At 36.3% G+C, this 12,705-nt stretch carries 13 protein-coding genes and 1 pseudogene; 3 read left to right on the top strand and 11 right to left on the bottom strand.

Going from position 1 to position 12,705, the window contains the following annotated elements; all coding sequences use genetic code 11:
* Nucleotides 1–150 precede the first annotated feature (150 nt).
* Nucleotides 151–1,056 carry a branched-chain amino acid transaminase gene (locus BR30_RS0123875; RefSeq protein WP_026567196.1) on the top strand — a complete coding sequence of 302 codons (906 nt, stop codon included), beginning with the start codon at nt 151–153 and terminating at the stop codon, nt 1,054–1,056.
* Between the two features lies 1 nt (nt 1,057).
* Here BR30_RS0123875 and BR30_RS38910 read toward each other — a convergent pair.
* From BR30_RS38910 to BR30_RS0123860, 4 genes and pseudogenes are all read right to left on the bottom strand, one after another.
* A pseudogene (locus BR30_RS38910) lies at nt 1,058–1,295 on the bottom strand (MFS transporter); the annotation flags it as partial.
* Nucleotides 1,296–1,472: 177 nt separating this feature from the next.
* Nucleotides 1,473–2,000 carry a dihydrofolate reductase family protein gene (locus BR30_RS0123870; protein ID WP_026567195.1) on the bottom strand — a complete coding sequence of 176 codons (528 nt, stop codon included), beginning with the start codon at nt 1,998–2,000 and terminating at the stop codon, nt 1,473–1,475.
* A gap of 44 nt (nt 2,001–2,044) precedes the next feature.
* A complete protein-coding gene (locus BR30_RS0123865) occupies nt 2,045–2,563 on the bottom strand; it encodes a spermidine/spermine N(1)-acetyltransferase (protein ID WP_026567194.1) in 519 nt (172 codons plus the stop codon).
* Nucleotides 2,564–2,588: 25 nt separating this feature from the next.
* On the bottom strand, nt 2,589–3,041 hold the full coding sequence (locus BR30_RS0123860) for a MarR family winged helix-turn-helix transcriptional regulator (RefSeq protein ID WP_026567193.1): 453 nt from the start codon (nt 3,039–3,041) through the stop codon (nt 2,589–2,591).
* Nucleotides 3,042–3,302: 261 nt separating this feature from the next.
* Here BR30_RS0123860 and BR30_RS0123855 point away from each other — a divergent pair, with 261 nt between their 5' ends.
* Nucleotides 3,303–4,745 (top strand): L,D-transpeptidase family protein, encoded by a 1,443-nt coding sequence (locus BR30_RS0123855; RefSeq protein WP_026567192.1) that lies wholly within the window; start codon nt 3,303–3,305, stop codon nt 4,743–4,745.
* 123 nt (nt 4,746–4,868) lie between these two features.
* Here the strand turns inward: BR30_RS0123855 and BR30_RS0123850 are convergent, their stop codons facing one another.
* The 4 genes from BR30_RS0123850 to BR30_RS0123835 form a co-directional block, all read right to left on the bottom strand.
* Complete coding sequence (locus tag BR30_RS0123850; RefSeq protein WP_026567191.1) at nt 4,869–5,084, bottom strand: helix-turn-helix domain-containing protein; 216 nt, start codon at nt 5,082–5,084, stop codon at nt 4,869–4,871.
* A gap of 10 nt (nt 5,085–5,094) precedes the next feature.
* Nucleotides 5,095–5,577 carry a DUF2975 domain-containing protein gene (locus tag BR30_RS0123845; RefSeq protein WP_026567190.1) on the bottom strand — a complete coding sequence of 161 codons (483 nt, stop codon included), beginning with the start codon at nt 5,575–5,577 and terminating at the stop codon, nt 5,095–5,097.
* Nucleotides 5,578–5,819: 242 nt separating this feature from the next.
* Nucleotides 5,820–7,091 carry an MFS transporter gene (locus BR30_RS0123840; RefSeq protein WP_026567189.1) on the bottom strand — a complete coding sequence of 424 codons (1,272 nt, stop codon included), beginning with the start codon at nt 7,089–7,091 and terminating at the stop codon, nt 5,820–5,822.
* Between the two features lie 126 nt (nt 7,092–7,217).
* Nucleotides 7,218–8,000 carry a PhzF family phenazine biosynthesis protein gene (locus BR30_RS0123835; protein ID WP_026567188.1) on the bottom strand — a complete coding sequence of 261 codons (783 nt, stop codon included), beginning with the start codon at nt 7,998–8,000 and terminating at the stop codon, nt 7,218–7,220.
* Nucleotides 8,001–8,109: 109 nt separating this feature from the next.
* Here BR30_RS0123835 and pdxR point away from each other — a divergent pair, with 109 nt between their 5' ends.
* Complete coding sequence (gene pdxR, locus BR30_RS0123830; protein ID WP_026567187.1) at nt 8,110–9,588, top strand: MocR-like pyridoxine biosynthesis transcription factor PdxR; 1,479 nt, start codon at nt 8,110–8,112, stop codon at nt 9,586–9,588.
* Between the two features lie 80 nt (nt 9,589–9,668).
* Here the strand turns inward: pdxR and BR30_RS0123825 are convergent, their stop codons facing one another.
* The 3 genes from BR30_RS0123825 to BR30_RS0123815 all read right to left on the bottom strand — a co-directional run bounded on the left by BR30_RS0123825 (nt 9,669) and on the right by BR30_RS0123815 (nt 12,537).
* Nucleotides 9,669–10,145: a hypothetical protein gene (locus tag BR30_RS0123825; protein WP_026567186.1), complete on the bottom strand. Its 477-nt coding sequence runs from the start codon at nt 10,143–10,145 to the stop codon at nt 9,669–9,671.
* 192 nt (nt 10,146–10,337) lie between these two features.
* Entirely contained in the window at nt 10,338–11,045 is a 708-nt protein-coding gene (locus BR30_RS0123820) for a GntR family transcriptional regulator (protein WP_026567185.1), read from the bottom strand.
* Between the two features lie 82 nt (nt 11,046–11,127).
* Complete coding sequence (locus BR30_RS0123815) at nt 11,128–12,537, bottom strand: GH1 family beta-glucosidase (protein WP_026567184.1); 1,410 nt, start codon at nt 12,535–12,537, stop codon at nt 11,128–11,130.
* Nucleotides 12,538–12,705: the final 168 nt, after the last annotated feature.

Raw genomic sequence — 12,705 nt, 5'->3', positions numbered from 1 at the left:
AAGTGACCTTATTGAATCCACTTGCCTTGCTTTCTACCTTAAAAAACTTCAATTGGGATTCTTAAAATGTTTAATTTGTTAGAAAAAATATTACATTTTGAGACTATAAATATTAAACGTAAATAACATGTTATATGAGGGGGGTGAAATATGCGGTATGTATTTGATCAGGGGAGAATTTTAGATGAGTCATTTGTTTCTATTAGTGTAAGAAATAAAGGATTAAATTATGGTTTGGGGTGCTTCGAGGGAATTAGAGCATTTTGGAATGAAAGCCAAAACCAATTGTTTATTTTCAGAATCTACGACCATTATAAACGATTCCATGAATCTGGAAATTCACTTCATATACCAATTCCCTTTTCATCTACAGAATTAATTCATTGGACAATTCAATTATTAAGACAAAATAATGTCAAGGGGGATGTCTATATACGCCCCATTTGCTTTAAAGGAGCAAATACACTGCGTCCTGATTTACTAGATTCTTTTAATCGGGTAAGTATTTATTGCACAAAGATAGAGTATTTGCCAAAGCCTGCTCTAAGGGTTTGTATTTCTTCATGGAATCGATCAGGTAATAATATGATTCCTCCCCAAGTAAAATCCACGGGAAGCTATTTAAATTCCGGATTAGCTACTTCTGAAGCAAGTTTAAATGGTTTTGATGAAGCTATTTTTTTAACGGATAAGGGGAATGTAAGCGAAGGCCCAGGCGAAAACATTTTTATTATTAAAAATAACAAATTAATTACCCCGCCTATATCTGATAATATACTTTCAGGGATTACGCGTGATACTGTCATGCAAATCGCTAATAACGAATTGCATTTGTCTGTTTCTGAAAAAAGTCTTTCAAGAACGGAACTATACTCTGCTGATGAAGTATTTTTTACAGGCACAGCAATAGGTATCAAACCTATAATAAATATTGACAATAGGATGATAGGTAAAGGTAGTGAAGGGGCTATCACTAATAACATCCGCTATCTTTATGAAAATATTGTTAGAGGAAACAACCCCAATTATTTAGGTTATTGCACACCGGTGTATTAGCAATGCCAACTGCCAGTCCCCTTCTTTTTTCAAACCAATGATTGGCAACATAGGGGCTTAATATCGTTAAGAATATTCCTGAGCCTAAACCGATGCCATTGATATTAGTAACCGATCCCATCCGAATGCATTTTCTAATGGGATAATCAATAGCCCAGACGAGGATCGTACAATCCCTGCTACAATAATAGAAAAGAAAGGAATTAATAAAAAAAACAGCTATAATGAATCCGTCTCAAATCTTTGTCCTCCGCTTGGTGCGAATATTCAGAAAAAATCTATAATTACATACTTGTCAATATTGGGATGGAATGTGAAAAAGCGGCAATAAACATAATGGGTTCTGTTTTGCAGTACAAAATGTAATTGAAAAGGTAAAAATCTTCCCCTCTTAAAAAAGGGGAAGATGATGAAAATTATTTTTTTATATAATGAAGCATAGCAAGTTGCCCTAATTTCTCTACTTTTGTTAATGTGTATTTTTGAGTTATATCATCTCCGCTATATAGGGAGATTCCTTTCCCTAAAATAATAGGGGCAATGGCTAGTTGGAATTCATCAATTAAATTTTCTTTAAAAAATTCACGAGCTAAATTTCCACCGCCAATGAACCATATATCTTTACCAGGCTTTTGTTTTAGATTTTTAATGAACGCATTTGCCTCTTCATCAATAAATGTAGCGAATTCATCTGCTCCACTAACAGATTTGGAAAACACATAATTTTTATAGTTACTATAGGGATAGTCCATATCAAATCCACGAACGACATCATACGTTCCTTTTCCCATAACAACAGTGTCAATTCGTTCAAGGAGTGAATTGTAGCCAGAATCTCCTTCTACTTCTGTTGATTCTAGCCAATCTAATGTCCCATCCTCATTTGCAATATAGCCATCAATGGAAGTACCAATGTATAAAATAATGTTACGCTGTTTTTTCATTTGTATCTCCCCTTGCCTTGTTTCAGATGCTCAAATCAATAAGTTTATTTTAGCGTTTTTGTCATTATAAAATCTATTTGTTCCTCATCACCCATATAAAAAGAGTGGGCGCCAGTTTGAACAAACCCCATTTTCTTATAAAAAGCCATAGCATTTTCATTTTTTTCCCAAACGCCTAACCATATTTTCTTTTTATTACCTTCCATCGCCCTTTCCCTAGCTTTATTTAGCAAATATCTACCAAGCCCATGTTTTTGAAATTTGTTCCTTATATAAATCCTCTCGATTTCAAGTGATTCATCACCCATTTCTTCAGACTGAGCCTCATTGGTATTGATTTTTAAATATCCAGCGATTTCGTTATTAAAATAAACAAAAAAGAATTCAGAAGAAATATTGGATAATTCTTTTCCTAGTTGTTTCAAGTTATATGCTCTTTCCAAATAAGCGTCCATATTTTCGGGCGAATTCTGATGCTTAAATGTGTCATTAAATGTTTCATAACTAATTTCTTGTAGTGTGTGTAAATCTTCAAGAGTACACTTATTTATGTTTATAGTCATTTTAATTTTGTGGCTCCTTTATTAACTAATAGTTTCTCTTGTTTCCCTTTTTTACAAATTCCCAGTCTATTTCAATATTTTTTCTCACTCTTTGAAGAAGATTAAACATGGTTTCTACTTCCCTTTCGGAAAAGCCATCTAATGCTACCATGTTGGAATAATCATTTTCTCTTCTTATGAAAGGATAAACATTATTCCCTTTCTCTGTTGGAAAGAGTTTTTTTATTTTTTTGTTTTGTTGGTCGTCTTTTTTTTCAATAAAACCACTCATTTCAAGTTTTTTTATCGCACGAGCTGCAGTTGTTCTGTCTACCTTTATCAACTCAGCTAACTTCTCTTGAATGATTCCTGGGTTTTCACATATTCGCACAAGGTACAAATACTGCCCTTTTGTCAGGTCATATTCTTTAAATTCTATATTACTTATCGAATCTAATGCCCTTGCAATCATTCCAATTTCACGAAGAATTTCTTTCATGATTTTCTCCTTTAGCTTGTTTTTTGTTGCATTTACTATAAAAAGTAATATAAATAAAATGTACCCTAATTTTATTGCATTTACAATAAATAAATAAATTTAAGCAAATACAAAATCTGACAATGTTCGACGATTACATTTGTTAGAATAGTTGTATAAATTTACATTTTGTAATCAAACTGTAATCTATGAAATAAATACATAATTTGTGAAAATGAAATATTAATAGCTTGAATATCAACAGGTTTAGGAGGAAACTTAATGGAAAGTACAGCAGTAACTAAAGAAATGGGCAAAAATCGTGGAAATTCAGTAAAGTGGTTCGCTAACTGGAGGTTTATTACCGGAAGTCTCCTCTTCATGATCGTGCTCTTGAGTGCAGCTGTCTGGTACTATCAAGCAACCCATTTTAATTCAAATATCAAGATTAATGGGATAAGAGTCGGTGGAATGACCGCTGATCAGGCATTAAAGAAATTAAAAACAACTATATTGAAAAATACCGTCTATGTCGGAGATCAACAAGTTTTCGATGGAAAAGATACAAAGATGGGATTTATGGAAAGTGACCTGCCCCAAGTCAAAAAAATATTAAAGGGCCACTGGACGTTTTTTCCTTCTTCAAAGGCTAATAATTTTTCCTTATTGCCCAGTAAACAGGATCACTTTCGAAACCAGACGTTGAAAAAGCAGGTGGAAGAAAAGCTGTTAGCCATGAATCAATCTTTAAAAATGCCAAAAGATGCGGTGGTTCGTTTGGTAAAAGGTAAAATTGTTGTCACTAACAGCGTTAGCGGAGAGCAGTATGATGTCCCCAGTCTTTTGAAGGACTATGAAAAACACGAATATATTAGTGAAATCCATCTCAAGCCAGTATACATACAGCCCATTAAAGAAGACAGTGAGTTTATAAAAAATCAACAGAAAAGGCTAGAAGAATTCCTTGTGCAGACCGTTGATTATAAGGTACAGAAAAAAGTTTTTACGTTAACAGCGGGAGATTTAATTAAAAATGCATCTATTACAAAAGATTTGCAGATTAAGATTGATGATGAAGGCGATGTTAAGAAAAAGATTGCTGAAATTAACCATTCACAATCCACACTAAACAAGGATTTCTCATTCAAGGCCCATTCAGGTTCGGTCATATCGGTTAAAGCTAAAGGCTATGGCTGGGCCATAAATGTTGATAAAGAAATCCCACGTATTTTGAAAGCTTTTGAAAGTGGGAAAAAATCGGTTTCCGCCTCTAATATTTACGGCAATGGCTGGAAAGGTGAAGGTTATGGATATGACACTGTCGGGAACAATGGGATTGGCGATACTTATGCTGAAGTCTCCATAGCAGCGCAACGAATTTGGATTTACAAAAATGGGAAATTAGTCGTTACAACGAATGTGGTTACAGGCAATCAAAGTACCCAACACGATACTTCACCAGGAGTGTGGTATATCCTTTATAAGCAAACCCCTGCCGTCCTAACGGGCAGAGAAAACGGAAAAATTACGTATCAGACACCTGTTCAATATTGGGTCCCTTTTACGAATGACGGACAGGGATTCCACGATGCCAACTGGAGGTCAAATTTTGGTGGTAATATCTATAAAAGCAATGGATCGCATGGCTGTGTCAACACCCCGCCTAGCGTAATGAAATTGGTGTATGACAATCTCAGTACCTATGATCCGGTTGTCGTTTATTGATGCATTGGTAAAATACTGGCGGAGCAGCCCTTGAATTATGTATGGTTCTTTTAGGTGCTTGCTTAAAATCCTATATAAAAAGGAGAAACAATTATCGTGTTTCTCCTTTTTTAATGTAATATTTTAAGGTTTTTCTTCGCTTTTGTACTCTAAAATATCTCCAGGTTGACAATCCAAAGCCTTACATATCGCTTCTAATGTGGAAAAACGAACTGCTTTTGCTTTCCCGTTTTTCAGAATGGATAGGTTCGCCATTGTAATTCCAACCCTCTCGGAAAGTTCCGTTACGCTCATTTTCCTTTTCGCCAGCATCACATCAATATTGATTATTATCGCCATTGTTTTCACCTCAGACCGTTAAATCATTTTCTGATTTTATATCAATCGCTTCTTTTAAAAGCTTTTGGAGAACAGCAGCAAAAACTGCAATCACGAGTGAAGCAAAAGGAACAACTAATCCGACAAAGATGACACCTGGGGCGTCGTCTTTATCCGCAAAGAGATAGAATAGCGGTAAGACGAGCACATGCAAGATACTGATTGTGATCGCACAGTGCTTGATTTTCTTTAATGCATATACAGACAATTCGGAAAAAGCTTCATTTTTGTCAATATAGCGTAAAAGTTTGAATGCTTGATACAAAGCAAAGTAAAAAGGAATCACTGATGCATAAAAAATAATGGAAACGAGATATTTTATATAGGAAAACTCAGGAATCAATTTTGCTGCAACATTCCCAATCTCAGGCACCATAAAGATGCACAAAGCAAGAACTGGGATTCCTATAAAAATAACAGCTACCTTTAAAAAGAGTGTCGTAACTTGTTTCATAAAAGCACCTCACTTAATTAATTATTATTTAATTTTAATGCATTATTTATCGTTTATCAATAAAAACTTATTGGTTTTAATTAGATTATTGTTGTTATAGGTATATCCTTTGATTTTTTATGTAAATAAAAAGCATTCCTTATTCGCAAAGAAATGCTTTTTAACTTTAAACTATTCAATTAATAACATAATGTTTTCTACTCGAAAACAGAACGTATACGATACAGCCTTTTATTTTTTATCTAAGCATTATAAGTTTGTTTCACTTCAACTTTTACATTTTGCTTTTTTATCACAATCACAAATAGACTGGCTAACAAACAAAACATTCCTGCCAGCATAAATGCCCATGTATAGGAGTTGAAAATATTATAGATGATCCCGCCTCCACCGGCCGCCACAGCTGAACCCAACTGATGGGCTGCAAAGATCCATCCATAAACAACGACACTTTTTTCGATTCCAAAGATTTGCCGTGAAATGTTTACGGTTGGCGGGACAGTTGCAATCCAATCTAATCCGTAAAACACAGAAAAAATAATAAGTAGAGTAATAGAACCTTCATTTAGTGCAAAAGGGAGAAATACTAGTGAAGCGCCTCTTAAAGCGTAATACCAAAACAGCAGCCAACGGTTATCGAACCTGTCTGATAACCAACCAGAAAGAGTGGTTCCGATTAAATCGAAAATCCCCATAAACGAAAGCATCGAAGCGGCTGTGACTGCCGTAAACCCAAAGCCAATACAATAAGAAATGAAATGAGTACCAATTAATCCACTTGTCGAAAGGCCGCAAATAAAGAAACTGCCTGAAAGTAACCAAAATTCCTTCACTTTTACTGCTTCAAACAATGTACGAAAGGCGATAATAATCGGATTAATCTTTTGGACGACTTGCTGTACAGGTGGCTCTTCTTCTAATCCATATCGAAGAAGACCTATTTCTTTTGGTGAGTTTTTCATAAATAATAAGATGATAACTAACATAAGGAAGCTAAGGATTAGAATAAAGCCAATCGCCCATTTCCACGAATATGCTTCGATAATAATCGCTAACAGCGGGAGAAGTATTAACTGTCCAGTCGCTGTACTCGCAGTCAAAATGCCTACTGCAAGTCCCCTTCTTTTTTCAAACCAATGATTCGCAACATAGGGACTTAAAATCGTTAAGAACAACCCCGATCCTAAGCCAATGATTACTCCCCAAATGATCATTAATTGCCAAGGTTCCGCCATAAAAAGAGTGAGCAAAACACCGATAAGCAGTGTAGTCATAGCTAAGACCATCATTTTCTTTAAACCGATTTCCTCCAACAGCGCTGCCATAAAAGGTCCAGAAATGCCGTAAAGTAAAAGGTTAACCGCAAATGCCATCGAAATTAATGACCGATCCCATCCGAATGCATTTTCCAAAGGGACAATCAACACTCCTGAGGAGGATCGAACAATGCCTGCTACAATAATAGAAAAGAATGTAATCAATAAAATAAACCAACTATAATGAATCCGTCTCAAGTCTTTTTATCCTCCAGTTGTTGTGAATTTTCAGAATAAGTTTATAATAACATACCTGTCAACACAGGATTCGAATGTGAAATAGCTGCAAAAATGCCGCTCCTCACATTTGCGCATTTTCAAATCTTAATACCCGATTTGTAATTCCGCAATCGAATAAAGTGCTGCTTTTCCGGCCATCCTCACTCGCGTCCCTTCAAGTTTACAATAAAGTGTGCCGCCTCTATTGGATAACTGTTTAGCCACCATTTCTTTTTTTTCTAGTCTCTCAGACCAAAATGGAATCAAGCTGCAGTGTAAAGAACCAGTCACAGGATCTTCATTAACCTTTAGTTTTGGGAAGAATCCTCTGGAAACAAAATCACAATCATTTCCTTTAGCGGTTATACAGACACCAAGGCCTTCAGGTAGTTTTTCTAATTTCGAAAAGTCTGGACTAGCTTTTTTCACGTCTACTTCTGAGTCTAATACCAAAACTAGGTCTCTATTTAAATAGGCTTCTGTTGGGACAACTCCCAAGGCTTCAATCATTTGTTCCGTCACAGGTACTTTTTCTGATGAAACAACCGGGAAATTTAATTCATACATGTCCCCTATTTTGTTTACGGTAAGCACTCCACTAAGCGTATCAAATTGGACGGATTCCTCTTGTTTTTCTACAAAATTCAAAATCACATAAGCGGTTGCTAACGTTGCGTGACCACAAAGGTTGATCTCTCCTCCTGGAGTAAACCAGCGGAGCCGATATATTTTTTCCACCTTTACAGCAAATGCGGTTTCAGATAAATTATTTTCTATCGCAATTTTCTGCATGATCTCGTCTGGGATCCATTCATTCATAATACTTACCCCAGCTGGATTTCCTTCAAATACTTTTTCGGCAAAGGCATCAACAACATAATATTTCATTCATTATTCCCTCCAAGTGTTATAATGTAAAATAATTATTTACGAGTAGTTTATATTGAACACTATATAACACTCAAGACGGTAGTATAACACTAAGGGGATAATTATGATGCAAATCGAAATTCAACGAAATGGTGAAGTTTCACTATCAAAACAAATCTATCAGTCTATTGTGGATCGCATTCGATCAGGACTCCTTCAAGAGGGTTTACAATTACCTTCCGTCCGCGATCTATCAAAACAACTAGGAGTAAGTTTGGTTACTGCAGTAAAGGCGTATCAGCAATTGGAACAAGAAGGATTTATCAATTCTGTCCAAGGAAAAGGAACGTTTGTAAAAATGAACAGAAAAGCAACTGAGGAAAGCAATGATGAGATGTTTTCGTATGATTGGCAGTTATCTGTTCAAGATTATTTACCTAGATCTCAATTTGGACGATTTCATCTAGTCCCTGAAAAGATTAACCTGTCCTCCTCTATGATTGATCCCGGACTTCTTCCTAATCGCTATTTAGAACGAGAGATTCACCAAATACTTTCCGATAACCCTAGAATATTGTCTCAATACGGAGAAATCCAAGGAGACATCCATCTTAGAAAGGCAATGGATGAGTATTTGCAGAGAGTTGGTGTTTCTACTACTCCCGAGAACATTTTAGTTACAAGTGGTTCACAGCAAGGAATTGACCTTGTTGCCCGTACATTTGTTGGTCCGGGAGATGTGGTCATTATGGAAGCCCCTACATACCCGGGAGCAATTGATGTTTTTCGAGGGAGAGGCGCTATTGTACTCACCGTCCCTGTTGATAAGGACGGTATGCGTGTAGATATCCTCCAAAATTTATGTGACAAGCATAAACCTAAAATTATCTATACCATTCCAACTTTTCATAATCCTACAGGTGCGGTTATGACTTCAAGACGCCGCAGACAACTTCTTGCGATCGCACAAAGTATCCATTGTCTAATTATTGAAGATGACCCATGGGGTGAAATTTATTTTGATAAAAAACCACCGTCACCCATTAAAAGTTTAGACCATAACGGTCATGTGATTTACTTAAAAGGGTTAAGTAAAACACTTGCGCCAGGTTGTCGAATTGGAATTTTGGCTGCTTCTGGCACTGTATTTAATCGACTTTTGGCAGCCAAAGCCAATTCTGACCTTGGAAGTCCTTTACTCACACAAAAAGCCGTCCTGCCATTTATTTACTCTAAACAAATGAACGATCACTATAAAAAGTTGAGAACGGCTTTAAGAATTCGCCGCGATTTGGTCCTTGAGTTACTTTCCCAACATATGCCGGATGGCGTATCATGGAGTATCCCGGAGGGTGGATTAAACGTGTGGATCAGTCTTCCTTCCTGGCTAGATAGTAATCATGTTCTTTTAGAGGCAAAGAAACAGCAACTAACTTTCTTACCTGGGTCGGCATGTTTTCCAGTCGAGCAAGAAAATCATCACCTGCGTGTAAGTTACTCTTATATGAACGAGCCTCTGTTACAACAGGGAATCACAACATTATGTAACATCCTTCATTCCCAATTGTCATCAAAACAAATCCATGACAGTGCACCATTTTTTTAAGTAGAAAGCTTTTGAAAATGAAAGGCCCGATTTTCGCTTCAATCATGAAGCAAAATCGGGCTTGTTTTTTGTTGTGGGAATCAATTTTTACTTCTTAGAATCTCATTCACAGTTGTTCTCATGGAATAAATAACAGTTTTCTTGTAATGGGCAGCTATGAGGAGCACTCTTATTTGCTCGGACCGGGACAGTTGTTTAAATCGAGGTTCTTGCTTTAAAAACGATCGGACGATAGACCAGCTGGACGGCATTAAAGGAAAGTCATCAAGGGGTTGTTTGTTCCTCAATCGATGAAACCACGATATCATTCCAGTGGAACTGCTGCTTTTATCGACTATACAGGGAGCATAAATATTTTTCGTGTGCTTTTTAAGGGATTCGAATCGCTCTTGCCCGCTAACAATAATGTAGTTGCCATCCTTGCGATTTTTTTTGACAACCAAAACAAACATACAATCCCACATGACTCTCTGTAGTCTCTTAAGGTGCTCTGTAATTTTCATCGATAAATCTGGCTTGATTTTGTTAAGAGGAATATACTGGATCGTGAATTTCATACTTAGCCCCTCCTGTTTTTTCATTTACCTTTCCTCAATTTCTTGCAGCAGGTGCGTTATTCTGGTGAAATCCGTTATAAAGTTCCCTTTTAGAAAATGTATGATGAAGGGCGCATGTCACATACGAAGTAAGTAAAAAACAATTCGCGCCCACGCAAAAAATCGGTTAAGATGATAAGTCTTAACCGGATTTTATTTAAAATTAATTCGATTTAAGATTTTTGCTTTTTGATAATGGAACAATGACTTAGATACTTCAAAGATGGTCCCATTCGTTAAACAAACTGTATTTTCAATAATCAACGCGGGATCTAGCGGATGAACATGCAGCAATTCTGCATCTGCTTCCTCAATTTTCTCACAGGTAATAACTTTATCAGCAAAACCAATGGTTAATTTAAGGTCATCGATCAGGTAACTATAAATCGAACTCGAAGCAATATCTTCATTTAAATACCGTACAATATCTTTATTAAAGTAACTAATTTCAATGGAGAAAGGTTCATGATCTACCATTCTCAGCCGCTTAATATAATAAACATTTGAGCCGACTTCACAACGCATTTGGTTGGCGATGATTTCATCCGCTTCTACAACCTGTAAGGTCAGAATTTTTGTCTCAATGATTTTTGAAGCCAAATCAACAGTTAAGCCTCTAAGGCTCCCTAAATTGATGGTATCGGTTTCAGATTTTTCCCTTAAAAACATGCCACTGCCCTGGACCTGGTAAATATGGCCGCGATTGACTAGCTGATTAATAGATTTTCGAATCGTATTTCGGCTCACTTCGAATTTTTTGATCAGTTCATCCTCTGTCGGCAACTTTTTTGTGTGATCAAATTTCCCATCACGAATTTCTTGTTCTAAACAATCAGCTATTCCTTTGTATTTAACAGCCATAAAGTCTCCCTTTTATTCGTTCAAACTTTTATGCCTCTATTATACACAGAACCTCTTGATAAAAATCAAGAGGTTCTTTTATCTACAGCTCTTCTCCCCGAGTCTCAATAATATGCTTATACCAGTGAAAAGAAAGCTTTTTCTTTCGATTTAAGTGATCCTTATGATCCACGTAGATAAATCCGTATTGCTTTCTGTACCCATTTAACCAACTCAATAGATCAATCACAGACCAAGCATAATACCCTTTTAGATGGATGCCTTCTTGAATCGCACGCTTCACCACTTTTAAATGTTCCTCAATATATTTTATACGAGGCACATCAACAATTTCACCTTCGATTATCGGATCTTCATCACCCAGGCCGTTTTCAGTTACATACATTTTAATATCACCATAACGCTCTTTCAACATATGCAGCCCATCTAAAAATCCTTGTGGTGAGATTTCCCATCCCCATTTTGTATAGGTCTTATCTTCCATTTTGACTGTACGATAAAAATAATCAAATGACGGGTTACCTGGTGCTAATGTAGATGTTTCTCTTGAATGTTCTATCGATGATGCAGATTCATGATTTTTTTCTACTCGGATTGGCTGATAGTAATTTAGTCCAATAAAATCATTTTTACTTGCATTTCGTTTTAACGTATTTAGCTCATCCTCCGTCCAGATTGGCATCCAGCCCTTTTCCTTTAACTGCTCAACCACATAAGACGGATATTCTCCTTTTAAAATAGGGTCATAGTACCAAAAAGTTTCATATTCATTAGCATGTCTTGCTGCTAATACATTCTCCGGTTGATTATCCACACTGAAGGCTGGTAAGAACACATGGGTAATCCCGATTTCTCCGTACTGTTTCAGTTTCTTATAAACTTCAACCGCTTTTGCATGGGCATAAAACACATAATGCGTTGCTTGGAAGTATTTTTTCTCATCATTTTGGATCCCTGGTGGATGTGCACCCTTTAGATAGCCTAATCCCGTAAACATCACTGTTTCATTAAAGGTAATCCAATATTTAACTCTGTCCCCGAATGCCCTGAAACACACTTCAGCATACTTAACGAAGGCTTCCGCTGTTCGTTTATTCGTCCATCCTCCGTCTTCTTCGAGCGTCAAAGGTAAATCCCAATGATACAGTGTAACAAATGGAACGATTCCATACTTTATACATTCATTAATGACATTATTATAAAATGCTAATCCTTTTTCATTGACGTCCCCGTCCCCTGTTGGCAATATCCTTGCCCATGAAATTGAAAACCTGTACGATTCAAGACCCATCTCTGCCATTAATTTAATATCTTCTTTGTAGCGATGATAATGGTCTATTGCTACATCTCCGTTGGTCCCTTCATACGTTTTCCCCGGAATCTTTGAAAAGACATCCCAATTGGTAACTCCCTTCCCATCCTCATTCCATGCACCCTCTATTTGATACGAAGCAGATGCAGCTCCGAATAAAAAATCATGTGGAAACTTCATTTTATATCCTCCATTTTTATACCCTCTTATTAAAATCATTGTTATCTATTAAATTTATAGGTACAAATATAAAGTTGATTATATACCTTTCATCAAAATTTGACTACACAAATTTTTTAAAACAATAAAACACAAGGATAGTATCTACAGTAATGGAATACTTTAATG

It is taken from the genome of Bacillus sp. UNC41MFS5 (genome assembly GCF_000686805.1).
This window is presented reverse-complemented; position numbering and strand designations above follow the sequence as displayed.

What these genes read in the sequence shown, in the direction of transcription:
- BR30_RS0123875 (WP_026567196.1), top strand. Translation starts at nt 151, where the DNA reads ATGCGGTATGTATTTGATCAGGGGAGAATTTTAGATGAGTCATTTGTT.
- BR30_RS0123870 (WP_026567195.1), bottom strand. Translation starts at nt 2,000, where the DNA reads ATGAAAAAACAGCGTAACATTATTTTATACATTGGTACTTCCATTGAT.
- BR30_RS0123865 (WP_026567194.1), bottom strand. Translation starts at nt 2,563, where the DNA reads ATGACTATAAACATAAATAAGTGTACTCTTGAAGATTTACACACACTA.
- BR30_RS0123860 (WP_026567193.1), bottom strand. Translation starts at nt 3,041, where the DNA reads ATGAAAGAAATTCTTCGTGAAATTGGAATGATTGCAAGGGCATTAGAT.
- BR30_RS0123855 (WP_026567192.1), top strand. Translation starts at nt 3,303, where the DNA reads ATGGAAAGTACAGCAGTAACTAAAGAAATGGGCAAAAATCGTGGAAAT.
- BR30_RS0123850 (WP_026567191.1), bottom strand. Translation starts at nt 5,084, where the DNA reads ATGGCGATAATAATCAATATTGATGTGATGCTGGCGAAAAGGAAAATG.
- BR30_RS0123845 (WP_026567190.1), bottom strand. Translation starts at nt 5,577, where the DNA reads ATGAAACAAGTTACGACACTCTTTTTAAAGGTAGCTGTTATTTTTATA.
- BR30_RS0123835 (WP_026567188.1), bottom strand. Translation starts at nt 8,000, where the DNA reads ATGAAATATTATGTTGTTGATGCCTTTGCCGAAAAAGTATTTGAAGGA.
- pdxR (WP_026567187.1), top strand. Translation starts at nt 8,110, where the DNA reads ATGCAAATCGAAATTCAACGAAATGGTGAAGTTTCACTATCAAAACAA.
- BR30_RS0123825 (WP_026567186.1), bottom strand. Translation starts at nt 10,145, where the DNA reads ATGAAATTCACGATCCAGTATATTCCTCTTAACAAAATCAAGCCAGAT.
- BR30_RS0123820 (WP_026567185.1), bottom strand. Translation starts at nt 11,045, where the DNA reads ATGGCTGTTAAATACAAAGGAATAGCTGATTGTTTAGAACAAGAAATT.
- BR30_RS0123815 (WP_026567184.1), bottom strand. Translation starts at nt 12,537, where the DNA reads ATGAAGTTTCCACATGATTTTTTATTCGGAGCTGCATCTGCTTCGTAT.